Annotated in this window: 29 protein-coding genes, 1 tRNA gene and 1 riboswitch; of the genes, 16 read left to right on the top strand and 14 right to left on the bottom strand. The window is 71.2% G+C overall.

The window, feature by feature from the left end; genetic code table 11:
- Positions 1-5: 5 nt before the first annotated feature.
- Positions 6-1,388, bottom strand: a complete 1,383-nt coding sequence (locus BLW32_RS06765; RefSeq protein WP_068741034.1) for a cystathionine beta-synthase — start codon at positions 1,386-1,388, stop codon at positions 6-8.
- A gap of 70 nt (positions 1,389-1,458) precedes the next feature.
- On the opposite strand from BLW32_RS06765, the gene BLW32_RS06760 reads away from it, so the two are divergent.
- On the top strand, positions 1,459-2,376 hold the full coding sequence (locus BLW32_RS06760; RefSeq protein WP_068524406.1) for an SGNH/GDSL hydrolase family protein: 918 nt from the start codon (positions 1,459-1,461) through the stop codon (positions 2,374-2,376).
- Between the two features lie 60 nt (positions 2,377-2,436).
- Here the strand turns inward: BLW32_RS06760 and BLW32_RS06755 are convergent, their stop codons facing one another.
- The 3 genes from BLW32_RS06755 to BLW32_RS06745 all read right to left on the bottom strand — a co-directional run bounded on the left by BLW32_RS06755 (position 2,437) and on the right by BLW32_RS06745 (position 4,243).
- Complete coding sequence (locus BLW32_RS06755; RefSeq protein ID WP_068524751.1) at positions 2,437-3,351, bottom strand: Bax inhibitor-1/YccA family protein; 915 nt, start codon at positions 3,349-3,351, stop codon at positions 2,437-2,439.
- 127 nt (positions 3,352-3,478) lie between these two features.
- Positions 3,479-4,018 (bottom strand): Clp protease N-terminal domain-containing protein, encoded by a 540-nt coding sequence (locus tag BLW32_RS06750; protein ID WP_068524405.1) that lies wholly within the window; start codon positions 4,016-4,018, stop codon positions 3,479-3,481.
- Positions 4,019-4,036: 18 nt separating this feature from the next.
- On the bottom strand, positions 4,037-4,243 hold the full coding sequence (locus BLW32_RS06745) for an RNA polymerase subunit sigma-70 (RefSeq protein ID WP_068524404.1): 207 nt from the start codon (positions 4,241-4,243) through the stop codon (positions 4,037-4,039).
- 84 nt (positions 4,244-4,327) lie between these two features.
- On the opposite strand from BLW32_RS06745, the gene BLW32_RS06740 reads away from it, so the two are divergent.
- A tRNA-Leu gene (locus tag BLW32_RS06740) sits at positions 4,328-4,401 on the top strand.
- A gap of 75 nt (positions 4,402-4,476) precedes the next feature.
- Here the strand turns inward: BLW32_RS06740 and BLW32_RS06735 are convergent.
- The 4 genes from BLW32_RS06735 to BLW32_RS06720 form a co-directional block, all read right to left on the bottom strand.
- Entirely contained in the window at positions 4,477-4,773 is a 297-nt protein-coding gene (locus BLW32_RS06735) for a YciI family protein (RefSeq protein WP_068741033.1), read from the bottom strand.
- A gap of 126 nt (positions 4,774-4,899) precedes the next feature.
- On the bottom strand, positions 4,900-5,466 hold the full coding sequence (locus tag BLW32_RS06730; protein ID WP_068524402.1) for a dihydrofolate reductase family protein: 567 nt from the start codon (positions 5,464-5,466) through the stop codon (positions 4,900-4,902).
- A 56-nt stretch (positions 5,467-5,522) separates the two neighbouring features.
- Entirely contained in the window at positions 5,523-6,500 is a 978-nt protein-coding gene (locus BLW32_RS06725) for a mechanosensitive ion channel family protein (RefSeq protein WP_068524401.1), read from the bottom strand.
- A gap of 60 nt (positions 6,501-6,560) precedes the next feature.
- Positions 6,561-7,142 carry a dihydrofolate reductase family protein gene (locus BLW32_RS06720; RefSeq protein ID WP_068741032.1) on the bottom strand — a complete coding sequence of 194 codons (582 nt, stop codon included), beginning with the start codon at positions 7,140-7,142 and terminating at the stop codon, positions 6,561-6,563.
- 68 nt (positions 7,143-7,210) lie between these two features.
- Positions 7,211-7,277, top strand: a riboswitch (guanidine-III (ykkC-III) riboswitch).
- A gap of 18 nt (positions 7,278-7,295) precedes the next feature.
- Between BLW32_RS06720 and BLW32_RS06715 the strand changes: the two genes are divergently transcribed.
- On the top strand, positions 7,296-7,610 hold the full coding sequence (locus tag BLW32_RS06715) for a DMT family transporter (protein WP_068524399.1): 315 nt from the start codon (positions 7,296-7,298) through the stop codon (positions 7,608-7,610).
- Here BLW32_RS06715 and BLW32_RS06710 read toward each other — a convergent pair.
- The 6 genes from BLW32_RS06710 to eno form a co-directional block, all read right to left on the bottom strand.
- Positions 7,594-8,727: a DUF418 domain-containing protein gene (locus tag BLW32_RS06710; protein WP_068741031.1), complete on the bottom strand. Its 1,134-nt coding sequence runs from the start codon at positions 8,725-8,727 to the stop codon at positions 7,594-7,596. The two genes, BLW32_RS06715 and BLW32_RS06710, sit on opposite strands and share 17 nt — an antisense overlap.
- Positions 8,728-8,797: 70 nt before the next feature.
- The gene (locus tag BLW32_RS06705; protein ID WP_068524397.1) at positions 8,798-9,076 is read right to left on the bottom strand and encodes a hypothetical protein; all 279 of its coding nucleotides are present in this window, start codon (positions 9,074-9,076) and stop codon (positions 8,798-8,800) included.
- A 90-nt stretch (positions 9,077-9,166) separates the two neighbouring features.
- On the bottom strand, positions 9,167-10,120 hold the full coding sequence (locus BLW32_RS06700) for a Ppx/GppA phosphatase family protein (RefSeq protein WP_068741030.1): 954 nt from the start codon (positions 10,118-10,120) through the stop codon (positions 9,167-9,169).
- A complete protein-coding gene (locus BLW32_RS06695; protein WP_068741029.1) occupies positions 10,117-10,641 on the bottom strand; it encodes a DUF501 domain-containing protein in 525 nt (174 codons plus the stop codon). Before BLW32_RS06695 ends, BLW32_RS06700 begins: the two co-directional genes overlap by 4 nt.
- Positions 10,641-11,060, bottom strand: coding sequence for an FtsB family cell division protein (locus BLW32_RS06690; protein WP_068524395.1), 420 nt, complete (start codon positions 11,058-11,060; stop codon positions 10,641-10,643). The genes BLW32_RS06695 and BLW32_RS06690 overlap by 1 nt, the downstream gene beginning before the upstream one ends.
- A 39-nt stretch (positions 11,061-11,099) precedes the next feature.
- On the bottom strand, positions 11,100-12,383 hold the full coding sequence (gene eno / locus BLW32_RS06685; RefSeq protein WP_068741028.1) for a phosphopyruvate hydratase: 1,284 nt from the start codon (positions 12,381-12,383) through the stop codon (positions 11,100-11,102).
- 151 nt (positions 12,384-12,534) lie between these two features.
- Here eno and BLW32_RS06680 point away from each other — a divergent pair, with 151 nt between their 5' ends.
- From BLW32_RS06680 to nuoK, 13 genes are all read left to right on the top strand, one after another.
- A complete protein-coding gene (locus tag BLW32_RS06680; RefSeq protein ID WP_068524749.1) occupies positions 12,535-13,509 on the top strand; it encodes an isopenicillin N synthase family dioxygenase in 975 nt (324 codons plus the stop codon).
- Between the two features lie 28 nt (positions 13,510-13,537).
- Positions 13,538-13,933 carry a response regulator gene (locus BLW32_RS06675; RefSeq protein WP_068524393.1) on the top strand — a complete coding sequence of 132 codons (396 nt, stop codon included), beginning with the start codon at positions 13,538-13,540 and terminating at the stop codon, positions 13,931-13,933.
- A 142-nt stretch (positions 13,934-14,075) separates the two neighbouring features.
- Positions 14,076-14,438, top strand: a complete 363-nt coding sequence (locus tag BLW32_RS06670) for an NADH-quinone oxidoreductase subunit A (RefSeq protein WP_068524392.1) — start codon at positions 14,076-14,078, stop codon at positions 14,436-14,438.
- Positions 14,429-14,983 (top strand): NuoB/complex I 20 kDa subunit family protein, encoded by a 555-nt coding sequence (locus tag BLW32_RS06665; RefSeq protein ID WP_068524391.1) that lies wholly within the window; start codon positions 14,429-14,431, stop codon positions 14,981-14,983. The genes BLW32_RS06670 and BLW32_RS06665 overlap by 10 nt, the downstream gene beginning before the upstream one ends.
- On the top strand, positions 14,980-15,699 hold the full coding sequence (locus tag BLW32_RS06660) for an NADH-quinone oxidoreductase subunit C (protein WP_068524390.1): 720 nt from the start codon (positions 14,980-14,982) through the stop codon (positions 15,697-15,699). The genes BLW32_RS06665 and BLW32_RS06660 overlap by 4 nt, the downstream gene beginning before the upstream one ends.
- A gap of 26 nt (positions 15,700-15,725) precedes the next feature.
- Complete coding sequence (locus BLW32_RS06655) at positions 15,726-16,985, top strand: NADH-quinone oxidoreductase subunit D (protein ID WP_068741238.1); 1,260 nt, start codon at positions 15,726-15,728, stop codon at positions 16,983-16,985.
- Complete coding sequence (gene nuoE / locus BLW32_RS06650) at positions 16,982-17,704, top strand: NADH-quinone oxidoreductase subunit NuoE (protein WP_068741027.1); 723 nt, start codon at positions 16,982-16,984, stop codon at positions 17,702-17,704. The genes BLW32_RS06655 and nuoE overlap by 4 nt, the downstream gene beginning before the upstream one ends.
- Positions 17,701-19,041: an NADH-quinone oxidoreductase subunit NuoF gene (gene nuoF / locus BLW32_RS06645; RefSeq protein ID WP_068741026.1), complete on the top strand. Its 1,341-nt coding sequence runs from the start codon at positions 17,701-17,703 to the stop codon at positions 19,039-19,041. The genes nuoE and nuoF overlap by 4 nt, the downstream gene beginning before the upstream one ends.
- Complete coding sequence (locus BLW32_RS06640) at positions 19,038-21,380, top strand: NADH-quinone oxidoreductase subunit G (protein WP_068741025.1); 2,343 nt, start codon at positions 19,038-19,040, stop codon at positions 21,378-21,380. The genes nuoF and BLW32_RS06640 overlap by 4 nt, the downstream gene beginning before the upstream one ends.
- Positions 21,377-22,693 (top strand): NADH-quinone oxidoreductase subunit NuoH, encoded by a 1,317-nt coding sequence (nuoH, locus tag BLW32_RS06635; RefSeq protein WP_068524386.1) that lies wholly within the window; start codon positions 21,377-21,379, stop codon positions 22,691-22,693. Before BLW32_RS06640 ends, nuoH begins: the two co-directional genes overlap by 4 nt.
- Positions 22,686-23,189 carry an NADH-quinone oxidoreductase subunit NuoI gene (gene nuoI / locus BLW32_RS06630; protein ID WP_068524385.1) on the top strand — a complete coding sequence of 168 codons (504 nt, stop codon included), beginning with the start codon at positions 22,686-22,688 and terminating at the stop codon, positions 23,187-23,189. The genes nuoH and nuoI overlap by 8 nt, the downstream gene beginning before the upstream one ends.
- Complete coding sequence (locus BLW32_RS06625) at positions 23,186-23,959, top strand: NADH-quinone oxidoreductase subunit J (RefSeq protein ID WP_068524384.1); 774 nt, start codon at positions 23,186-23,188, stop codon at positions 23,957-23,959. The genes nuoI and BLW32_RS06625 overlap by 4 nt, the downstream gene beginning before the upstream one ends.
- Positions 23,956-24,255 carry an NADH-quinone oxidoreductase subunit NuoK gene (gene nuoK / locus BLW32_RS06620; RefSeq protein WP_068741024.1) on the top strand — a complete coding sequence of 100 codons (300 nt, stop codon included), beginning with the start codon at positions 23,956-23,958 and terminating at the stop codon, positions 24,253-24,255. The genes BLW32_RS06625 and nuoK overlap by 4 nt, the downstream gene beginning before the upstream one ends.
- Position 24,256 lies beyond the last annotated feature (1 nt).

Genomic DNA, 24,256 nt, shown 5'->3' with positions numbered 1-24,256 from the left:
CCTTTCTACTTGCCGTGGGAGAGGAAGTTCAGCACGTCGTGCCGGGTGATCACGCCGACGGGCTTGCCGTCGTCGATCACCATGAGGGCGTCGGACTCGCGCAAGGCGGTGTTGGCGGCCGAGATCGGCTGGCCCGCACCGATGAGCGGGAACGCGGGGCCCATGTGCTTGCTCACCGGGTCGGCGAGGTTCGCGCGGCCCTCGAAGACCGCGGAGAGCAGCTCGCGCTCGGTGACGGCGCCCGCGACCTCGCCCGCCATGATCGGCGGCTCGGCGCCGACGACGGGCATCTGCGAGACGTTGTACTCGGCGAGGATCTCGATGGCGTCGCGGATCGTCTCCGACGGATGCGTGTGCACCAGGTCGGGCAGCTCGCCCTTCTTGCCGCGCAGGATGTCGCCGACGAGGGCCTCCTGCTCCTTGGGGTCGAGCGGCGCGCGCAGGAAGCCGTAGCTCGACATCCACTTGTCGTTGAAGATCTTCGACAGGTAGCCGCGGCCACCGTCGGGCAGCAGCACGACGACCACGGCGTCGGGGTCGCGCTCGGCGACGCGCAGCGCGGCGACGACTGCCATGCCGCACGAGCCGCCGACGAGCAGGCCCTCCTCGCGGGCGAGGCGGCGGGTCATCTCGAAGGAGTCGGCGTCGGAGACGGCGATGATCTCGTCGGGGACGTCGGGGTCGTAGGCGGTGGGCCAGAAGTCCTCGCCCACGCCCTCGACGAGGTACGGGCGGCCGGTGCCGCCGGAGTAGACGGAGCCCTCGGGGTCGGCGCCCACGACCTTGACCGTGCCGCCGGAGATCTCCTTGAGGTAGCGGCCGGTGCCGGTGATGGTGCCGCCGGTGCCGACGCCCGCCACGAAGTGGGTGATCTTGCCCTCGGTGTCGCGCCAGATCTCCGGGCCGGTGGTCTCGTAGTGCGACGCGGGACCGTTGGGGTTGGAGTACTGGTTCGGCTTCCAGGCGCCGGGGATCTCGCGCGTGAGGCGATCGGAGACGTTGTAGTACGAGTCCGGATGCTCGGGCGCGACGGCGGTCGGGCACACGACGACCTCCGCGCCGTACGCCTTGAGGACGTTGCGCTTGTCCTCGCTGACCTTGTCGGGGCAGACGAAGACGCACTTGTAGCCGCGCTGCTGCGCGACGATCGCGAGGCCCACGCCGGTGTTGCCGGACGTCGGCTCGACGATGGTGCCGCCGGGCTTGAGCTCGCCCGACTCCTCCGCGGCGTCGATCATCTTCACCGCGATCCGGTCCTTACTGGAGCCGCCGGGGTTGAGGTACTCGATCTTGGCCGCGACCAGGCCTGATCCGGGCTTCACCACGGAGTTCAGTCGCACCAGTGGGGTGTCGCCGATCAACTCGCTGACGTGTCCTGCGATACGCATGCCTCCATGGTCCCATTCACGCTCCGCGGGGCGCGCGCCCGGTGCCCGCCTCGGTGGGTAGATTGGCGGCATGGGGTACTCCCGGAGCCGGCTCGCCCGTGACGCGCTGTACACCTCGGCCGCCGCCGTCAGCGGCGCCGGAGCCACCTGGGGCGCCTACGCGCTGCTGACCAAGCAGGCGCGCACCGCGCGCACCGTCATCCCCCACCGCACCGACAAGGCACCGTCGAAGGACGGGATCTACGCCCCCGGCACCGCCGTGGTCGAGCGGCCCGGACCGCACCAGCCCGCCGACGTGAGCCTCATGGTCTTCGGGGACTCCACGGCCGCGGGCCTCGGGGTCGACGATGCCGAGCACACGCCCGGCGTCCTGATCGCGCGCGGCGTCGTGGCCGAGACCGGCCGGACGGTGCGGCTCGCGGTGAAGGCGATCGTGGGCGCGACGTCGAAGGGCCTGGCCGCGCAGATCGAGGCCGCATTCATCGCGAAGCAGATCCCGGACGTCGCGGTGATCATCGTCGGCGCGAACGACGTGACGGCGCTCAACGCGATCGAGCCCTCCGCACGGCGGCTCGGCGCGGCCGTCGCCCAGCTGCGCGGCGCGGGCGCCGAGGTCGTGGTCGGCACCTGCCCCGACATCGGCGTGGTGCAGTCCATCCCGCAGCCCCTGCGCTCGGTGATCCGGCGGTACGGGCTGCAGCTGGCGGCGCGGCAGCGGGCGCACGTGCTCGCCGCCGGCGGGCACCCCGTGCCCTTCGCCGACACCCTGACGCCCGAGTTCCTCGAGGCGCCCGAGCGGATGTTCTCGCCGGACAACTTCCACCCGTCGTCGGCCGGCTACGAACTCGCGGCGCGCCTGCTGCTCCCCGAGGTGCTGGCCGCCCTCGGCGAGTGGCACGGCCCGCTCCCGTCGCCGCCGGAGGTCTCCGAGGCCGCCGACGCGAACCGGCTCACGGCGCGCCTGTCGCGCGCGCTGCGCCGGGACTGACCTCCCCGAAACGCCGAACGCCCCGCAGCCGGGGCTGCGGGGCGTTCGGACGAGTGGAACCTAGTCGCTGCTGTAGAAGTAGCTCAGCAGGCGCAGGATCTCGACGTACAGCCAGACCAGCGTGACGGTCAGGCCCAGGGCCACGCCCCACGCCGCCTTCGACGGTGCGCCGGCGCGGATCAGCTGATCCGCCTGGTCGAAGTCCAGCAGGAAGCTGAACGCCGCGATCGCGATGCACACCAGCGAGAAGATGATCGCGATGGTGCCGCCGCCGCGCAGGGGGTTCGAGTCACTGAACAGCGCGATGACCATGTTGCCGAGCGCCAGGACCAGTACGCCGATCATGGCCGCGAAGAGCATGCGGGTGAAGCGCGGCGTCACGCGGATCGCGCCGGTCTTGTAGACCACGAGCATGCCGACGAAGACGCCGATCGTGGCGAGCACCGCCTGGCCGATGAGCGCGGACGCGCTGACGGATCCGCTGACCCGATAGGAGATGGCCATCGAGATCGCGCCGACGAAGAGGCCCTCGAACGCCGCGTAGGACAGCACGATCGCCGGGTTGTCCTGCTTGCGGCCGAAGCTTGCGACGAGCACCAGAATGAGGCCGCCGATCGCACCCACGATCGCGAGGGGACCCGCGAGGCCGGGGTTCGAGTCGGCGAGGAAGAACGAGCCGATCGCGAAGACGATGAGCACGCCGAGCGTGGCAGCGGTCTTGGTCACGACGTCGTCGATGGTCATCGAACGCGCGCCCGTGCCCTGCTGGTACGGGGCCTGCGGCGGCTGCTGGTACTGCTGGAACTGCATGCCCTGGGCGGCGCCTGCGGCACCCATCCCCAGGTTCATGCCCTGCGGGTATCCCTGCTGCTGACCGAAGCCCTGCTGCGGGTAGCCCTGCTGATAGCCGGCGGGCGCCTGCTGGCGGTTCTCCTTGGTCAACCCGCGGAAGATCGGGTTACTGCTTTCGCGCACCGTGGGGTCCTTTCCCTGGTCGTGCACCTGTACGTATTGTTCAACGCTCGAGTCCGCGGATGCGTTCCCGGTTTCGGCGACGTTCTTTACGAACAGCTTAACCGTGTCGGGCCGGATGCGCAGGTGCCTATGCCGCGGGACGGTCGAGCAGGTCGTAGAGGCGGCTCCGCAGCTCGTCGCGCGGCACGACGGACTCCACGGCCGCGAGCGAGTCGGCGTCGTCGCTGCGCAGTACCCCGAGCAGCATGTGAGCGCTCTCGATGCTCCTGTCCTTGCGGTGCGCCGCCTCCCGCACCGCGAGCTGCAGTGTCTTCTTCGACGCTGGGTCGAACGGGATGTGCCCCGCCCGGAACTTCTTGCGGATGGGGCGCAGGATGTCGAAGCCGAAGCGCTTCTCGACGGCGTCCGCGACAGCGCCCACGTCGATGCCGATGCCGCGCAGCGCCTCGGCGTCGTTGTCGGTGAGCACCCGGCCGGCCGCGGAGGCGCGCACCGCCTCGGGTGTGAGGCCCACGTCGGTCAGTTCGTGCTGCAGCGGACCGTCGACGGTGCCGAGCACCCCGAGCAGTAGGTGGGTGGGCGTGATCTTGTCGGCGCCGCCGTCGCGCGCCTCCTCCTGAGCGAGCACGACCGCGACGCGGGCGCTCTTGGTGAACCGTTCGAACACAGCAGTCCTGTTCCCGGCTTACTTGCCGTACTTCTTGTGCACCGCTTGGCGGCTGACCGCGAGGTGTTCCGCGATGTCCTGCCAGGACCAGCCGAGATTCCTGGCGTTGGACACCTGGACCGCCTCGAGTTGGTCGGCCAGCTTCCGCAGTGCGACGACGGCGCGGAGCCCCTCCGCGGGGTCCTCCGATGCCGCCGATCCGACGAGGGTGGGTGGTGAGCTCACACCCGTCAATCTACGTTGACAGCGTCCGGATGTCAACGCATGTTGACAGATTCGACGGTGCGCCGCGCGCTACGCTTCCCCCGCGCCCCTATAGCCCAATTGGCAGAGGCAGCGGACTTAAAATCCGCCGAGTGTCGGTTCGAGTCCGACTGGGGGCACCGCGCCCGCCGAACCACACCGGACGACGCCGGCCCCGTCGCCCTCGCCGGACGGCTGGGCCGCATCACGCAGGACTACATCCCCGGCATCGGCAGGAACTCGAGCACGTCGATCGTGCCGACCTGGAGATGCGGATGGCCTGTCAGCAGAGCGTCGAGCGTCTCTCGAGTGTCGGCCTGGAGCACGGAGTAGCCGCCCACGGTGCCGTCCCCACCCGCGACGGGCGAGCCGCCGTCGACGATGGCTTCGCCCACCTTGCCGAACCACTCCATCCAGGCCGCCATGCCTGCCTGCTGCTCCTCGGGAGACGCCTGAGCCATCTGCTCGGCCGCCGACTGATCGGCGCGGTAGAGCACGAGGTACTTCGTCATGAGTTCCTGCTTCCGTTGCTGGCTGGCTCCGTGTTGAACCGTTCGTATCGTCGGCAGCAGCAACAGGATATGCAACTATACATGTAAGAACTCGAACAGTGCGGGAGATATCGATCGCCGATCCCGTCAGCGCAGCACGCGGTAGTGCACGAAATCGACACCGCACGTGAAGGATCGGCCCCCGACCCGCTCGAGCGCGGTCGACGCACCCTGCTGCGGGAAGTACGGGATACCGCCGCCCACGAGCACCGGGTAGACGCGCACGCGGTACTCGTCGAGCAGGCCGAGCCGCGCCGCCTCGGCGGCCAGGCCGGCGCCGCCGACGCCGATGTTCCCGCCGCCGGGTTCGGCGCGCAGCCGCGCGACCTCCTCGGACAGGTCGCCGTCGGCGAGGCGGGTGTTGGCGCCCTGCACCTCGGTGAGCGTCGTGGAGAAGACGACCTTCGGCAGGTCCTTCCAGAGCGCCGCGAAGACCCTCTCGTCGGCGTCCAGCGGCTGGGTCTCCGCAGCGGTGTCCCAGTAGAGCATCGTCTCGTAGAGCTTCCGCCCCATCAGGTGCACGTCCAGCCCGCGCACCTCGTCGGTGGCGAAGCGGAACACCTCCTCGTCGGGCTGCGACCAGTCGAAGGCCCCGTCCGGCCCCACGATGTACCCGTCCGCCGACGTGCTCAGGGAGTAGGTGACACTGCGCATCCGTCCATGATGACCGAATCGTCCGGTCCCCGCGGCACTCCCGGCAGAGACCCAGGTCAGTCCTGCACCCCTGCGGCCACCGGGAGTCCGCTGCGGTAGGGCGGGGCGATGTCGTGCTCGTCGAAGGCGCGCAGGATGCGGCGGCGCAGTTCGCGCTCCACCGCCCACTGCCGGTTCGCGCGCACACGCACGGTGAGGCGGATACTCACCCGGTCGGCGGTGGCTCCGTCGACGCCCAGCATGTCCGGGGCACCGAGGACGTCGTCCGACAGCGGCTCGTCGGCGACCGCCTCCAGCGCAGCTTCGAGGGCGACGCGGCACGCCAGATCCACATCGGCGGAGTACGAGATCGGCAACTGCAGGAAGGCCACCGCGTAGTCCTGGCTGAAGTTGGCGACGCGCATGATCTCGCCGTTGCGGACGTACCAGAGCGTGCCCTGCACGTCGCGGACCGTCGTGATCCGCATCCCCACGGTCTCGACGGTGCCGGTGACCTCCCCGAGGTCCACGACATCGCCCACGCCGTACTGGTCCTCGATCAGCATGAAGATGCCGGAGATGAAGTCCCGCACCAGGTTCTGCGCGCCGAAACCGAGCGCGACGCCGACCACGCCGGCGGAGGCGATGAGCGGGGCCACGTTCACCCCGAGGATCGCCAGCGACTGGATCACCACCCAGATCAGCACGAGGAACGAGACCGCGGACTTGAGCACCGAGCCGATGGTCTCGGCGCGCTGCGCCCGCCGGGCCCGGGCCTCCCGGTCCCGCTGCGCCTTCGCGGGATCGTCGACGGTACGCCGCCGCACGGCGGGCAGGCGGCTGCTGCCGAGCCTGCCGCGGAGTCGGTCGAGGCCGAATCGTCGTGGGGCCGAGTCGGCATCGCGCCCGCTGCCGCCGCGGACGAGGCGGTCGATCGCGCGATGGAGCACCCACCGCAGGACCACGGCCAGCACCACGTAGATGCCGATCTCCAACGGCTTGTGGATCAGCCACTGCTGTCCCGACACACTGAACGGAAGGGCTAGATCGGACATGCCTCCGACGGTACGGACGCTCGCGCCAGGCGCAAGTTCCGTCAACGGCGGATGGTCGGATCAGTGTTGGTGCATCACGTCGTAGATCACCTTGAGCACCCCGTTGGGGTACGTCTGCGATTCCCGCAGCCGCAGCGCAGTGGCGTCGCGGTCCTCACGGCCGAAGATGCTCTTGCCCGCACCCAGCAGGTAGGGGAACACCAACAGGTTGTACCGGTCGATGAGGCCCGCGTCGGCGAGGTTGCGCGCGAGCTCACAGCTGCCGTGGATGAAGATCGAGCCGCCGTCGGTCTCCTTGAGAGCGGCGACGTCCTCGGCCGACCGCAGGATCGTGGTGCCACCCCACCCGTCGATGAGGTCGCCCTCGCCGATCGTCGTGGACACGACGTACTTCGGCAGGTCGCGGTACGCGGCGTGATCCTCGGACTGCGGCCACACCGCGCCGAAGGCCTCGTAGCTGCGCCGCCCGAACAGCAGCGCCGTCGTGTCCGCCAGTTCCTCCCCCTTGAGCGAGAAGGCCTCCGGGAGGAAGTCGTGCCGCGCCACCCAGCCGCCGCTGCGATGCCCCTCGACGGTCCCTCCGGGCGAGTCCGCCACCCCGTCGAGCGAGATGAATCCCGTGTACACCAGTTCGCGCGTCATACCGCCCACACTAGTGCGCGGGTCAGATTCGTCACCGCCACTTGACCATCGAACACCGTCGAGTAATCTGGTTGTCGTCGCAAAGGACATCCGGACGAGGCGCACCGTACCCGGCGAGCGAAAAGACGGTGCGAACCTGAGGAGGTTCGCATCATGGCATGGATCGTTCTGATCGTCTCCGGCGTTCTCGAGGCCGTCTGGGCCACCGCGCTCGGCAAGTCCGAGGGCTTCTCCAAACTCACCCCGTCGATCGTCTTCGGCGTCGCGCTCGTCGCCAGCATGGCCGGGCTCGCGTACGCCATGCGCGATCTGCCCACCGGCACCGCCTACGCGGTCTGGGTCGGCATCGGCGCCACCCTCACGGTGGTCTACGCGATGGCCACGGGCGAGGAGTCCGCATCGCTGGTCAAGGTCGTCTGCATCATGGCCATCGTCGGCGGTGTCGTCGGACTCAAGCTGGCCCACTGACCGTCGCGCGGGCGTGCGCCCGCATGCGGCCGGTGCCGCCGTACGTCGCCACCCGCAGCACCCATTCGACGGGGCCGTACCGGAACCGTTCCGTGTACCACCGCGCGGCCACGAGCTGGAGGGCGAAGACGCCCACGGCGAAGGCGAGTACCGCACCGTCGGAACACATCCCGGCCTGCGCGAACCCGTAGCCCGTGAAGACGATCGCTGCGATCAGCGACTGCGACAGGTACACCGTGGCACTGATCCGCCCGGCCGGCGCGAAGGCGGCGGACACCGCAGGCCGGGCGTGGATGATCCGCAGGAAGGTGGCGGCGTACGCGGCGGCGAGCAGCGGCCCGGAGAGGTAGCCGAGCGCCTCGGTGTTCGGAATGCGCAGCAGCACCGGGATCGCCGCGATCGGTAGGCCGAGACCGAACCCGATCGCCTGCACGCGCGGCAGGTGGGGCAGGTAGCGGGCGGGATCCTCGAGCAGGCGGACCTTTCCGGCGGCGAGGCCGACGAGGAACAGCGGCAGGACGTTGAGCAGCCCGAAGACCACCATCGGGGCCAATCCCGAGAACCAGTAGTCGAACCGGTACGCGGCGGCCCGCCCCCATCCCGCGCGGATCGCGTCGAGCGCTGCGGCGTGCCCCGGTTCCGCAGGGGCGGTGACGACGCGGGCCACCGTGAGGCCCGTGAGCAGGAGCAGGCAGCCCGCGTACAGCGCCGTCGCCAGGCGGAGGGCGGAGCGCGGCCGGATTCGGCTCAGCGCCAGCAGGGCGATCCCGATGACGCCGTAGCCGAACAGCACGTCACCCGTGAACAGCAGGACCGCGTGGAGAGCGCCGATCACCGCCAGTGCCGCGAGCCGGCGGGCCGTGCGGGCCCGTGCACTCGCCCCGTCGCGCTGCGCCGACCGGAACTGCAGGGTCAGCGAGTACCCGAACAGGAAGGAGAACAGCACGTAGAACTTGTGGTGGAAGAGCACGTCGACGAGGTCGCGAACGACACCCGGTCCGAAGCCCTCGGGGTCCGCCATGAGGCCGATGTTGACGACGAAGATGCCACCCAGGGCGAAACCGCGCAGCGCGTCCAGCGGCGCGATGCGGGTGCCCGCCTCGGTGATCGTCGACATGCCGTGACCGTACGGTCCGGCAGGCGGGTGCCGCCTCCGTGAAGACCCGGAGATCGACCCCCACGTCGGCTCAGGCCGCGCGCGCCGCCAGCCGGCCGGCCGGGTCGAGCACCGTGTCGACGGTGCCGTGCCGCGCCTCGGCGCGGCACACGGCCGTCGCCCACTGCTCGGGGTCGGCGAGGTCCGCGACGAGCGCGTAGACCTCGCCGGAGAGTACGGAGACCACGTCGCGGAAGTTGGTGCCGACCGCCGTCACCCGGTTCCCCGCAGCGGAGAGCTCAGCGACCAGTCGTGCCGTCGCGTCGGTGCCGTCCAGCACCACGATCACGCATTCGGTTGCCTTCGTCATTGTCGACTTCCTTTCGCCGTCTGCAGAAGACGTTAGGCTGCCGAACCGCTTCGTGCGCTGCCGAAAGGCTGTGAGTTCGTCAACAGTGCGTTAATTCCCGGGTTCGGCCAGCCCCATGGCGACGCCGTCGAGGATGTCGTGCTCGGAGACGGTGAGCTCGGTCACGCCGACGGCCCCCAGTCGCTCCGCCAGCCGCATCGCCACGAGCGCGCCGCCACCGATGACGTCGGCGCGTCCGGGGTGCATCGGCCCCAGCGCCAGGCGCTCCGCGGAGGTCATGCCCACGAGCCGGCGGCACAGCGCGATCAGGTCGTCGAGCGGCACCCGCGAGCCGTGGATGAGCGCGGGGTCGTACTCGGCGAGTCCGTGCGCCAGCGCGGCGAGAGTCGTGAAGGTGCCGGCGACGCCGATCCAGGTGCACACGCCGTCGAGCGGCACCACGGCGGTCGCCCCGTCGAGCGCGGCGTCGATGTGGGAGATCGCGTCCGCCACCTCGGCCTCGGTCGGCGGGTCGGTGGGCAGCGCGCGTTCGGTGATCCGAACGCAGCCGATGTCGGCGGAATGGGCGTGCGCGACGGTGCCCGCCGAGCCCACGACGAGCTCCGTCGAGCCGCCCCCGAGATCGACGACGAGCGCCGGGTCGGCGGCGTCGAGGCCGGCGGTGGCGCCGCGGTAGGAGAGCTCCGCCTCCTCGGTGCCGGCGATCACCTCGGCGCGGGCACCCGGGGTGATCCGGCCCAGTGCCGCGGCGGTGAGGTCGAGGAAGGCCTCGCGGTTGGCGACGTCACGGGCCGCGGAGGTCGCGACCATGCGCACCCGCGTCGCGCCCAGTTCGAGTGCGGTGGCGACGTAGTCGTCGAGCGCCGCGCGGACCCGCTCGAGGGCCTCGGCGGCGAACTCCCCCGTGGCGTCGACGCCCTGCCCGAGCCGGACGATCCGCATCTCGCGATGCAACTCGACCAGGCCGGCCTCGGAGGATCGGGCGACGTACAGGCGGATGCTGTTGGTACCGCAATCGATCGCCGCGACGACGAGGGAGGTCACTCACCACCCCAGGGGAACTGCGGCTCGGGCCAGTCGGCCGGGATCGCGCTGCCACGCAGGCCGGCCGCCGCGGCGAGCGCGACGGCCTCGTCGCCCAGCCGGACGACGCCGGGGCCCTCGGCGAGCGCATAGGCGATGAGCACGTGCAGGCACTTCACCCGGTCCGGCATGCCGCCGCCGGTGAAATCGGTGCCCAGGTCCTCCAGAGCGTTGCGGGATTCGAGGTAATGACGGTGCGCCGCGCGGTAGTTCTCGGCGATGGCCTCGTCGGAGGCGAGGAGCGCCTCCATCTCCCGCATCACACCCGCGCTCTCCTGGCGGCTGGCCTCGGCGGTGAGCCGCGGATCCGTCAGGTAGTAGAGCGTCGGGAAGGGCGTGCCGTCGGGCAGCTGCGGCGCGGTCTTGACCACGGCGGGCTCGCCGTCGGGCGTGCGGTAGGCGATGGCGAGCACGCCGCGGGGCGCGCGGCCCAGCTGCGCGGCGACCCGGTCCAGATCTTCCTGGGCGACTGCGTCACTCATCAGTGCGGCACCGCGATCGTGCGCCAGACATTGGTGTACCAGGGGTTCTGCTTGGCCTGCTCGGCCTCGACCTGCTCCGGCGTGGGCTTCGGGGCGCCGGGCACCTGCACGCGATACGGCGTCTCGCCGGGCATCACGTACTGCAGCCGGATCCGGGCCTGCGCCTTGATGTACTCCGGGTCGTCCTGCAGGCGTTTCTGCTCCTCGAGCCGCGCGATGTCGGACAGCAGCTGGGCGTGCTCGGCCGCGACCTTCTCCTCGCGGGCCTGCTCGGACATGTAGGTCCGAACGGGCACCGCGAGGGTGAGGGCGAGGACGCACAGCACGAGGAACAGCACGACGGTCCGCCCGGCGCTCCGTCCGTCCGCACGGGCTTCGCCGCCCGACGGGCTGCGCACGAGGCGGGACCTGCTGCTCACTTCGGCTGTGCTCCTTCGACTCTCGGTGTACTACGGCGTCTAGCTGGTGAACTCGAAGCGGGGGAAGGCGGTGTCGCCGGCGTACCGCGCGGCGTCACCCAGCTCCTCCTCGATGCGCAGCAGCTGGTTGTACTTCGCCACCCGCTCCGACCGCGCCGGCGCACCGGTCTTGATCTGCCCCGAACCGACGGCGACCGCCAGATCGGCGATGGTGGTGTCCTCCGTCTCACCGGAGCGGTGGCTCATCATGCTCTTGTAGCCGTTGTTGTGCGCCAACGCCACCGCATCGAGGGTCTCGGTGAGGGTGCCGATCTGGTTGACCTTCACCAGCAGGGCGTTCGCCGCGCCCCGGGCGATGCCGTCCTCGAGCCGCTCCGGGTTCGTCACGAACAGGTCATCACCGACCAGCTGCACCTTGTCACCGATCGCATCGGTCAGGTCGACCCAGCCCTCCCAGTCGTCCTCCGAGAGCGGGTCCTCGATCGAGACCATCGGGAACTCCCCGATCAGACCCCGGTAGAACTCCCCCATCTCCGCCGCCGAAAGGACCTTGCCCTCGAACTTGTAGCCCTGCGGGGTGTAGAACTCCGTCGCCGCCACATCCAACGCCAGCGCCACATCGGAGCCCAGCTGCAGACCGGTCTTGCCGATCGCCTCCGAGATCAGCTCCAACGCCTCCCGCGTCCCCGCCACCGACGGCGCGAAACCACCCTCATCACCCAGGCCCGTATTCAGACCCTTGGCCTTGAGCACCGACTTGAGCGCGTGGTAGACCTCCGCGCCCCAGCGCAGCGACTCCTTGAAGGTCTCCGCACCGATCGGCGCGACCATGAACTCCTGGACGTCGACGCCGCTGTCCGCGTGCGCGCCGCCGTTGAGGATGTTCATCATCGGCACCGGCAGAATGTGCGCGTTCGGCCCACCCAAGTACCGGAACAGCGGCAGCGCCGCCGACTCCGCCGCGGCCTTCGCCGCCGCCAAAGACACACCCAGCAGGGCGTTCGCACCCAGGCGGCTCTTATCCGGCGTGCCATCCAGATCCAACAGCGTCTGATCGATGACCCGCTGCTCATCAGCCGGGATACCGATCACCTCCGGGGCGATGACCTCCAGCACACCCTCGACAGCCTTCGTCACACCCTTACCGAGGTACCGGTCACCGCCGTCCCGCAGCTCCACCGCCTCGTGCTCACCGGTCGACGCACCCGAAGGCACCGCCGCACGCGCGAAGCTGCCATCGGCCAGCACGATCTCGACCTCCACCGTGGGGTTACCACGCGAATCGAGGATCTCGCGGGCGCCTACCTGGATGATTTCGGACACGGTCTCTCCTTATGCACTGGCCGAGCTCGGGGGCAACTCAGCCGCCAGCCTAGTGCCCGGCACCCACGACACGAAGCCCGGCGCGCACGAAGTCCCGATCACACCGATCGGATCTCCTCATACCGGCGTCGCGCGGCGCTACCCTGCGGTCATGTCCATCCCGGTGCTCGACCTCGCCCTCCTCGACACCGCCCCCGCGCGGTTCGACGATGCGGTGCGGGCCGCCGCACACGACGTCGGCTTCTTCTACCTGACGGGGCACGGCCTTCCGCCGGAGCGCAGCGACGAGGTCCTGGCCGTGGCCCGCGCCTTCTTCGCGCTGCCGCAGGCGGAGAAGGACGCGATCGCGATGACGAACTCGCCGCACTTCCGCGGCTACACCCGCCTCGGCGGCGAGCTCACCCGTGGCGAGGTCGATTGGCGTGAGCAGATCGACCTGGGCCGGGAGGATCCGGCACCGCCGGGCCCCGGGCCGGACTACCGGAACCTGCTCGGCCCGAACCAGTGGCCGACGTCGCTCCCCGCGCTGCGCGCCGTGATGGAGCGGTGGGACGCGGACCTGTCCCGGATCTCGCTCGCGCTGCTGCGGGCGTGGGCACGATCGCTCGGCGCCGACCCGCACGTCTTCGACGAGGCCTTCGCGGAGCAGCCGGCGACGCTGATCAAGATCGTCCGCTATCCCGCGGGAACGGCGTCGGAGCAGGGCGTGGGCGCGCACAAGGACTCGGGGGTGTTGACGCTGCTGCTCGTGGACCCCGCCTCGCAGGGCCTGCAGGTGCTGCCGCCGGGTGCGACCGCCTGGATCGACGTGCCGCCGCTGCCCGGCGCCTTCATCGTGAACATCGGCGAGATGCTGGAGGTGGGCACGGACGGTTACCTGCACGCCACCGAGCACCGCGTGCTCAACCGCAGCGCGGGTGCCGACCGGATCTCGGTGCCGTACTTCTTCAACCCGTCGGTCACCGCGCACATGCCGCACCTGCCCCTCCCCGCGGAGCTGCGGACGGGTGTCACCGTCGACCCGGACAACCCGATCTTCGACACCTACGGCGAGAACGCCTGGAAGAGCCGCCTGCGGGCGCACCCGGACGTGGCGGCGCGGCACTACCCGCAATCCGCTTCGTAACCCGACCCGCGTCCCTATCGTGGGGACCATGACCGGCGCAGCCCCGCTCGTCCTCGTCTACAGCTCCAACGCGCGGCATCGCGCGGAGATCACGGCCGCCCTGGGGACGCGCCCCGCGCCGGACAGACCCCCGATCACCGTCCTCGAGGCCGCGACGGCGCCCGCCGTGATCGCCCGGCTGGACGAGGGCGGGGTCGCCCTGGTCGTGCTCGACGGCGAGGCCGCCCCGGCGGGCGGGATGGGGCTGGCCCGGCAGGTGCGCGACGAGATCGAGCCGTGCCCGCCCCTACTGGTCATCACGGCACGGCGTGCCGACGGCTGGTTGGCACGGTGGTCCCAGGCGGACGACTGGGTGAGCCACCCGCTCGACCCGTTCGAACTCGCGGGCGCCGCGGGGCGGCTGCTGGCCACGGCGACGCTCTGAGAATCAGACACGCTCGCGCCGAAAAGCCCACCCCGATCAGAGGTTGGACATATAGTCGTGATGTAGCTCACAACTCCACTCAGGGGAACCTAACCGGTTCTGCTGAATGGGATTTCGCATACACCGCGGAAGGAGCATCGCCGTGAACCTGTACGTGCCCATCCTCGTACTGGGGGCGATCGCGGCCGCCTTCGCGGTGTTCTCCGTCGGTGTCGCCCGGTTCGTGGGGCCGCGCCGGATCAACCGGGCGAAGCTCGAGGCGTACGAGTGCGGCATCGACCCGTCGCCCACACCCGCGTCCGGTGGCGGCCGGTTCCCGGTGAAGTTCTACCTGACGGCCATGTTGTTCATCATCTTCGACATCGAGATCGTCTTCCTCTATCCGTGGGCCGTGCACTTCGACGTGCTGGGCACGTACGGCCTGCTCGCGATGGCGCTGTTCCTGGTGAACGTCACGGTCGCCTACGTCTACGAGTGGCGACGAGGGGGACTGAGTTGGGACTAGAAGACAAGGTTCCGGGCGGATTCCTGCTGTCGACGCTGGAGGTGGTGGCGGGGTACGCGCGGAAGGGATCGCTCTGGCCCGCCACGTTCGGCCTGGCCTGCTGCGCCATCGAGATGATGGCGACCACCGGCCCCCGGTTCGATATCGCCCGGTTCGGCATGGAGGCCTTCCGCGCCTCGCCCCGGCAGGCCGACCTCATGATCGTGGCCGGCCGCGTCAGCCAGAAGATGGCGCCCGTATTGCGGCAGGTGTACGACCAGATGGCAGAGCCGAAATGGGTGCTGGCCATGGGGGTCTGCGCCAGCTCGGGCGGCATGTTCAACAACTACGCGGTGGTGCAGGGCGTCGACCACGTGGTGCCCGTGGACATCTACCTCCCCGGCTGCCCGCCCCGCCCGGAGATGCTGCTCAACGCCCTGCTGGCCCTGCACGAGAAGGTCGCGGAGACGCCGATGGGCGTGAACCGCGAAGCCGCGCGCCGGGCCGCGGAGGAGGCCGCGCTCGCGTCGCGCCCCACCATCGAGTTCAAGGGCCTGCTGCGATGACCGACTCCCCCGATCTGCCCGAGCCCGGCGGCACCGTCGAGCCGTCGGCGCCGCAGCCCGACGTGGTGCGCACCCGCACCGGCATGTTCAGCGGGGGCACCGGCGACACCTCGGGCTACGGGCGGATCGCCCGCCCCGTCGCCATGCCGGGACCGGGCGAGGAGCCGCTGCCACCGGGCTACGACGGGGTCGTCGCGGTCCTGCGGGACGCGCTGGACCGTTCCGACGGTGCGCCGTCCGCCGAGGCGATCCGCGCAGTGGTCGTGTACCGCGGCGAGGTCACGCTGCGCGTGCCGCGCGAGCACGTGGTGGCCGTGGCGCGCCTGCTGCGCGACGAGCCCGCCCTGCGCTTCGAGATGTGCCTGGGCACCTCGGGCGTGCACTTCCCGGAGGACGCGGGCGCGGAGCTGCGGGCGGTCACGCACCTGCAATCGATCACGCACGGCCGCCGGCTTCGCCTCGAAACCTCCTGCCCCGACGCCGATCCGCACATCCCGTCGCTGTTCCCCGTCTACCCGACCACGGACTGGCACGAGCGGGAGACGTACGACTTCTTCGGCATCGTCTTCGACGGGCACCCCTCGCTGACCCGGATCGAGATGCCGGACGACTGGGAGGGCCACCCGCAGCGCAAGGACTACCCGCTGGGCGGCATCGGCGTCGAGTTCCACGGCGCCGAGGTCTCGGCACCCGACACCCGGAGGTCGTACTCGTGACCACCGACTACAGCGAGTTCACCGCCATGGGCTCCGACTGGGACGACATCGCCGCCGAGGCGATCGGCCAGGAGCGGATCGTGGTGAACATGGGCCCGCAGCACCCGTCCACGCACGGCGTCCTGCGTCTGATCCTCGAGCTCGACGGGGAGACGGTGACGGAGGCGCGCTGCGGGATCGGGTTCCTGCACACGGGCATCGAGAAGAACCTCGAGTTCCGCACCTGGACGCAGGGCACCACGTTCGTCACCCGGATGGACTACCTCGCTCCGCTGTTCAACGAGACCGCCTTCTGCCTCGCCGTGGAGAAGCTGCTCGGCATCACCGACGAGATACCCGAGCGCGCGACGGTGATCCGCGTGCTGCTGATGGAGCTCAACCGGATCACCAGCCACCTCGTCGCGCTCGCCACCGGCGGCATGGAGCTGGGCGCGGTCTCCCCCATGCTGCGCGGCTTCGAGATCCGCGAGCAGATCCTCGATGTCTTCGAGACCATCACCGGGCTACGGATGAACCACGCCTACATCCGCCCGGGCGGCGTCGCGGCCGACCTGCCCGACGAGGCGATCCCGCAGATCCGCGAGCTGCTGAGGACGCTGCCGAAACAGTTGGCGTCGATGTCGTCGATGCTCACCGAGAACCCGATCTGGATCGCGCGCACCAAGAACATCGGCTACCTCGATCTCACCGGGTGCATGGCACTCGGCATCACCGGTCCGGTGCTGCGGTCGACGGGCCTCCCCCACGACCTGCGCCGCAGCGAGCCCTACTGCGGCTACGAGGACTACGAGTTCGACGTGATCACCGACAGCGGGTGCGACTGCTACGGCCGCTACCTGATCCGGGTGCTGGAGATGACCCAGTCGCTGCGCATCGTCGAGCAGTGCCTCGACAAGCTGACGCCCGGGCCCGTCATGGTCGACGACGCCCGCCTCGGCTGGCCGGCCGACCTCACGGTCGGGCGCGACGGACTCGGCAACTCCCGCGCCCACATCGCCGAGATCATGGGCGAGTCGATGGAATCGCTGATCCACCACTTCAAGCTGGTCACCGAGGGCTTCGCCGTCCCCGCCGGGCAGGTCGCCGTCTCCGTCGAGGCACCGCGCGGCGAACTCCTGGTGCACGCCGTCAGCGACGGCGGCACCCGCCCCTACCGGGTGCACTTCCGCGACCCGTCGTTCACGAACCTGCAGGCGGTGGCGGCGATGTGCGAGGGCGGCATGGTCTCCGACGTCATCGCGGCCGTCGCCAGCATCGATCCTGTGATGGGAGGCGTGGACCGATGAGCGAACCCGTCTTCCTCGCGTTGGGCGCACGGCCGCAGGAGGCCGTGCAGCTGTACCGGCCCGGGGCGCCGACCGAGTACCCGGCGGCCGTCGCCGAGCGGCTCGCCGCCGACGCGGCGCAGCTCGTCGCCCGCTACCCGGAGAAGCGGTCCGCGCTGCTGCCGCTGCTGCACCTGGTGCAGTCCGAGGACGGCTACATCACCCCCGCCGGCATCGAGTTCTGCTCCGCCGCACTGGACCTCACCGCCGCCGAGGTGGTCTCCGTCGCCACCTTCTACTCGATGTACCGGCGCGGCCCCACCGGCGAGTACCTCGTCGGCGTCTGCACCACCACGCTCTGCGCGGTGCTCGGCGGCGACGCGATCCTCTCCTCGCTGTGCGAGCACCTGGGGATCGCGCCGGGCGGCACCACCGACGACGGGAAGGTCACCGTCGAGCGGATCGAGTGCAACGCGGCGTGCGACTACGCCCCCGTCGTCATGGTCAACTGGGAGTTCTTCGACGACCAGACGGTGGCGAGCGCGCGCGAGGTCGTCGACGCGCTGCGCTCCGGCCGGCCGCCGTCGCCCACGCGCGGCGCGCCGCTGGGCACCTTCCGCGAGACCGCCCGGCTGCTGGCCGGTTTCGACGACACCCGGCCCGGCGCCGTCTCGGCGTCCGGCGCCGGCGGCGCCCCCACGATGGCCGGCCTGCAGGCCGTCCGGGAGGCGGAGTCATGACCGCGCACCTCACGCCCGTGCTCTCCGCGCGCTGGGGCGACCCGGAGCCCTGGACCCTCGCCTCCTACCGCGCGGCGGGCGGGTACGACGGCCTCGAGCGCGCGCTGACGATGACGCCCGACGAGGTGATCGCGCTGGTGAAGGACGCGGGCCTGCGCGGCCGCGGCGGCGCCGGCTTCCCGACGGGCCTGAAGTGGAGCTTCATCCCGCAGCTGCGCGACGGCGAGGAGCCCAAGCCCGGCGCCGACAAGCCGCACTACCTCGTGGTGAACGCCGACGAGTCCGAGCCGGGCACGTGCAAGGACATGCCGCTCATGTTCGCCACGCCGCACACGCTGATCGAGGGCGTCATCATCGCCTCCTACGCGATCCGCGCACGGCAGGCCTTCATCTACGTCCGCGGCGAGGTACTGGGCGTGCAGCGGCGGCTGCGGGCCGCCGTCGCCGAGGCGTACGCGGCCGGCTACCTGGGCAAGCCGATGGGCCCCAGCGGATTCAGCCTGGAGCTGGTGGTCCACGGCGGCGCCGGCGCGTACATCTGCGGCGAGGAGACGGCGCTCCTGGACTCGCTGGAGGGCCGCCGCGGGCAGCCGCGGCTGCGGCCGCCGTTCCCCGCGGTCGCGGGCCTGTACGCCTCCCCGACGTGCGTGAACAACGTCGAGTCGATCGCCAGCGTGCCCGCGATCCTGGCCCGCGGCGCCGAGTGGTTCCGCACCATGGGCAGCGAGAAGTCGCCCGGCTTCACGCTCTACTCCGTCTCGGGGCACGTGGTGCGGCCCGGCCAGTACGAGGCGGCGCTCGGCGTGACGCTGCGCGAGATGCTGGAGCTCGCCGGCGGCGTCCGCCCCGGGCACGAACTGAAGTTCTGGACACCGGGCGGCTCGTCCACGCCCCTGCTCACCGCGGAGCACCTCGACGTGCCGCTCGACTACGAGGGCGTCGCGGGCGCCGGCTCGATGCTGGGCACCAAGGCGCTGCAGATCTTCGACGACACCGTCTGCGTCGTCCGGGCCGTGCTGCGCTGGCTCGAGTTCTACGCCCACGAGTCCTGCGGCAAGTGCACGCCGTGCCGCGAGGGCACCTACTGGCTCGTGCGACTACTGCGCCGGCTGGAGGAGGGCGAGGGCCGCGCTGAGGACCTGGACACGCTCGCCGAAGTGGCCGACGGGGTCCTCGGCAAGGCCTTCTGCGCGCTCGGCGACGGTGCCGCCAGCCCCATCCAGAGCTCGCTGCAGTACTTCCGCGAGGAGTACGAGCGGCACGTCGCCGAGGGCGGCTGCCCCTTCGACCCCGCGGCGTCGATGCGCGAGGCCCCGGTCCCGGGGGGTGCGCGATGACCGCCCCCGAGCCGGTGAAGGCCACCATCGACGGCATCGAGATCGAGGTCCCCCCGGGCACTCTCGTGATCCGCGCCGCCGAGGACCTGGGGATCGCGATCCCGCGGTTCTGCGACCACCCCCTGCTCGCCCCGGCGGGGGCGTGCCGACAGTGCCTCGTGGAGGTGGAGGGCCAGCGCAAGCCGCTCGCCTCCTGCACCACGACGGTGACCGACGGCATGGTCGTGCGCACGCAGGCCACCTCCGCAGCCGCGGCCGGCGCGCAGCGCAGCGTGATGGAGCTGCTGCTGGTGAACCACCCGCTGGACTGCCCCGTGTGCGACAAGGGCGGCGAGTGCCCGCTGCAGAACCAGGCCATGTCCGCCGGCCGCGCCACGTCGCGCTTCCCGTCGGCCGACAAGCGCACCTACCCCAAGCCGATCCCGCTCTCGGCGGAGATCGTGCTCGACCGCGAGCGCTGCGTGCTCTGCGCCCGGTGCACCCGCTTCTCCGACGAGATCGCCGGCGACGACTTCATCGAGCTCATGGATCGCGGTGCGCTGCAACAGGTGGGCGTCGCCGGCGATCAGCCGCTCGATTCCTACTTCTCCGGCAACACCGTGCAGATCTGCCCGGTCGGCGCGCTCACCACCACCTCCTACCGGTTCCGCGCCCGGCCCTTCGACCTGACCTCCACCCCGTCGGCCTGCGAGCACTGCGCCAGCGGCTGCGGCCTGCGCGTCGACCACCGCCGCGGCGAGGTGCTGCGGCGCCTGGCCGGCGACGACCCGGAGGTCAACGAGGAGTGGAGCTGCGACAAGGGCCGCTGGGCCTTCACCTACGCCTCCGCGCCGGACCGGCTCACCACGCCGCTGGTCCGCGGGGCCGACGGTGCGCTCGTCCCCGCCTCGTGGCCCGAGGCGATCGCGGCCGCCGCGCAGGGGCTCGCCGGCCGGGCGGCGGGCGTGCTCACCGGCGGGCGCGGCACCGTCGAGGACCTCTACGCCTACTCGGCCTTCGCCCGCATCGCGCTGCGCACCAACGACATCGACTTCCGGATCCGGCCGCACAGCGCGGAGGAGGCGTCGTTCCTCGCCTCCGGCGTGGCGGGCGACGTGACCTACGCCGATCTCGAGACCGCGCCGGTCGTGCTGCTCGCGGGCTTCGAGCCCGAGGAGGAGTCGCCCATCGTGCACCTCCGGCTGCGCAAGTCGGTGCGCGCCGGCGGCACCCGGGTGCTGTCGATCGCCCCGTTCGCCTCCCGCGGCCTGGGGCGTCTCGACGGCGCACTGCTCGCGTGCGCGCCCGGCGGCGAGCCCGCCGCCCTCGCGGATCCCGGCCTCGCGCAGCAGCTCTCCGTCCCCGGCGCGGTGATCCTCGTCGGCGAGCGGCTCGCCGAGATCCCCGAGGCGCTCGCCGCGGCGGCCGCGCTCGCGGCCACGTCCGGCGCGCGGCTCGCCTGGATCCCGCGCCGCGCGGGCGAGCCCGGCGCGGTCGCCGCGGGCGCGCTGGCGGGGATGCTGCCGGGCGGCCGCCTGACCGCGAACTACGCCCACCGCATGGAGGTCGAGGCGCTGTGGGGCGTGACGCTGCCCGACGGTCCCGGCCGCGACACCGCGGGCATCCTGGCCGCCGCCGCATCGGGCGAGCTGCCCGCCCTGGTCTGCGGCGCGGTCGACGTCGGCGACCTCCCCGATCCCGGGGCGGCCCGCCGCGCACTGGATTCCGCCTTCGTGGTGAGCCTGGAGCAGCGGGAGTCCGAGGTGACCGCCCGGGCCGACGTGGTGCTCCCCGTCGCGACCGTGACGCAACGTTCCGGGACCTTCCGCAACTGGGAGGGGCGCGACCGATCCTTCGCCGCCGCGCTCCCCTCGCCCGGTGCTCTCGCGGACGCGCGGGTGCTCGCCGTCCTCGCACAGTCGATGCGCGCCGACCTCGGGTTCACCGACACCGACGGTGCCGCCGCCGCCCTCCGCACGCTGGGCTCGGTCCGCCCGCCGCGCCGTCCCGTCACCGGGCGTCCCGGCACCGTCGGCGTCCCCGGCGACGGCGAGGCGCTGCTCGCGACGTGGCGGCAGCTGCTCGACCTCGGCCGGGGGCAGGACGGGGAGCCCGATCTCGCGGCGACGGCGCGGCGGCCCGTCGCGCGGATGTCGGCCGCCACCGCGACCGGGATCCTGGCCGCGGACGGCGCCGACGTCTCGATCTCCACCGGCCTCGGCACCATCACCCTGCCGCTGGAGGTGACCGACATGCCCGACGGCGTGGTGTGGGTGCCGCGGAACTCGCCGGGGTCCACCGTCGCCGCGACGCTCGGCGTCGGGTGGGGCGCGGTGGTCGGGATCGGGGTGGCGCGATGACGCTCGCCCTCGGACCGCACGACCCCGTCGACCTCTCCGCCTTCGGCCGGGACCCGTGGTGGCTGATCCTGATCAAGGCCGTGGCGATCTTCGCCTTCCTCGTGCTGACGGTGCTCGCCGCGATCCTCATCGAGCGCAAGGTCATGGCCCGGATGCAGCACCGGTACGGGCCGAACCGGCTGGGCCCGTTCGGCGTCCTGCAGTCCCTCGCGGACGGCATCAAGTTGGCCCTCAAGGAGGGCATCACGCCCGCCGGCGTCGACAAGCCCGTCTACCTGCTGGCCCCGATCATCGCCACCATCCCCGCGTTCATGGCCTTCGCCGTGATCCCGTTCGGGCCGCAGGTGTCCGTGTTCGGGACGTGGACGCCGTTGCAGCTCACCGATCTTCCGGTCGCGGTGCTGTACATCCTGGCGATCACCAGCATCGGCGTCTACGGCATCGTGCTGGCCGGCTGGTCGTCCGGCTCCACGTACCCGCTGCTCGGCGGGCTGCGCTCCACGGCCCAGGTGATCAGCTACGAGGTGGCGATGGGCCTCTCGTTCGCCGCCGTCTTCCTCTACGCGGGCACCATGGCCACGTCGGGGATCGTCGCCCGGCAGGAGGGCACCTGGTACGTCTTCCTGCTGCTGCCCTCGTTCGTCGTCTACGTGGTCTCCATGGTCGGCGAGACGAACCGAGCGCCGTTCGACCTGCCCGAGGCCGAGGGCGAGCTGGTGGGCGGCTTCCACACCGAGTACAGCTCGCTGAAGTTTGCGATGTTCATGCTCGCGGAGTACGTGAACATGACCACGGTCTCGGCCCTCGCGACCACCCTGTTCCTCGGCGGCTGGCACGCACCCTGGCCGCTGAACCTATGGGAGGGCGCGAACACCGGATGGTGGCCGGTGGTCTGGTTCGTGGGCAAGGTGTGGTGCTTCCTGTTCGCCTTCATCTGGTTGCGCACCACGCTGCCGCGCCTGCGGTACGACCAGTTCATGCGGTTCGGCTGGCAGCTGCTGATCCCCACGGCGCTGGCGTGGGTCCTCGTCGCCGGGGCGGTGCAGGCCTGGGCGCTCGCCGGGCACTCGACGACGGTGCTGGCCCCGGTGGTCTCGCTGCTCTTCACGCTCGCCGTGCTCGCCGTCCTGGTGGCGCGGCACCGTCGGCAGAAGGCGCCCGAGCCCGGCCCCGATCCGGAGACGTTCTCGCTGCCCTTCGATCCGATGGCCGGCGGCTTCCCGGTGCCGCCCATGCCGGGCCAGTACCTGTCCGAGCCCGCGCGGCGCGCCCTGCCGCGCGAGGCCGATGCGAAGGAGGCGTCCCATGGCTGATCCCCTCGGCCTCGCCGGGTTCGGCGTGACCCTGCGGACGATGTTCACCAAGCCGGTCACCGAGAACTATCCGGAGGAGAAGTCGGAGACCGCCGGCCGCTATCACGGTCGGCACCAGCTGAACCGGTACGCCGACGGGCTGGAGAAGTGCATCGGTTGCGAGCTGTGCGCGTGGAGTTGCCCGGCGGACGCGATCTACGTGGAGGGCGCCGACAACACCGAGGAGGAGCGGTACTCGCCCGGCGAGCGCTACGGTCGGACGTACCAGATCAACTACCTGCGGTGCATCGGCTGCGGCCTGTGCGTGGAGGCCTGTCCGACGCGCGCGCTGACGATGACGAACGACTACGAGATGGCGGACCGGGACCGCGGCGCGCTGATCTACGACAAGGACGACCTGCTGGCGCCGCTGCACGAGGGCGAACAGCCTCCCCCGCACGCGATGCGCGAGGGCCTCACCGCGGCCGACTACTACCGGGGTTCGGTGGACTCGTGACGGGCGAGGAGTGGGCGTTCTGGATCGTCGCGGTGCCCGCCGTCGTCTTCGCCCTGGGCGTCGTGCTGGCCTCCAAGGCCGTGTACTCGGCGCTGTGCCTGGCCGCCACCATGATCCTGCTCGCGATCCTCTACATCGCGCAGGGCGCGACCTTCCTCGGCGTGGTCCAGATCGTGGTCTACACGGGGGCGGTGATGATGTTGTTCCTGTTCGTCGTGATGCTCGTCGGCGTCGATTCCTCCGACTCCCTCGTCGAGACGCTGCGCGGGCACCGGATCGCCGCCGCCGTCGCGGGACTCGCCTTCGGGATGCTGCTCATCGGCCTGGTGGCTCGGGCCTCGCTGCCGGGGCCCGGCGCACCGTCGGGCGAGTACCCGCCGAATTCGGTGGAGGCCCTGGCGGACACCGTCTTCGTGCGCTACCTGTGGGCCTTCGAGCTCACCGCGGCGCTGCTCATCACCGCCACCCTGGGCGCGATGATCCTCGCGCACCGGGAGAAGCTCGCCACCGCGCTCAGCCAGCGCGAGCAGTCGATCCGCCGGTTCCGCGAGGGCCGCCGCGCCACGCCGCTGCCCAACCCCGGCGTCTACGCGCTGGGCAACGCCGTCGACCTGCCGGCCCGCCTGCCCGACGGGTCGCCCGCCCTCGATTCGGTCAACCACACGCTCGCGCCGCGTGTGCCCGGGGAACGGCGGGCGCTGCCCGACCGCGCGCCCTCGCTCGACGACGAGGTCCCGCACGTGCACCGCGACGAGGAGGTGTCGCCGTGAACCCGCACCTGTACCTGTACCTCGCCGCGCTGCTGTTCGCGATCGGCTCCGCCGGGGTGCTGCTGCGCCGCAACGCCATCGTCGTGTTCATGTGCGTGGAGCTGATGCTCAACGCCGCGAACCTGGCGCTGGTCACCGCGGGGCGGATGCACGCCGTCCCGCACGGGCAGGTGCTCGCCTTCTTCACCATGGTCGTGGCCGCCGCCGAGGTGGTGGTGGGCCTGGCGATCATCATCGCGATCTTCCGGGTCCGCAAGTCGGTGTCCGTCGACGAGCCGCACCTGCTGAGGCGGTGAC

It is taken from the genome of Tsukamurella tyrosinosolvens (genome assembly GCF_900104775.1).
In the GTDB taxonomy this organism is placed as follows: domain Bacteria; phylum Actinomycetota; class Actinomycetes; order Mycobacteriales; family Mycobacteriaceae; genus Tsukamurella; species Tsukamurella tyrosinosolvens.
This window is presented reverse-complemented; position numbering and strand designations above follow the sequence as displayed.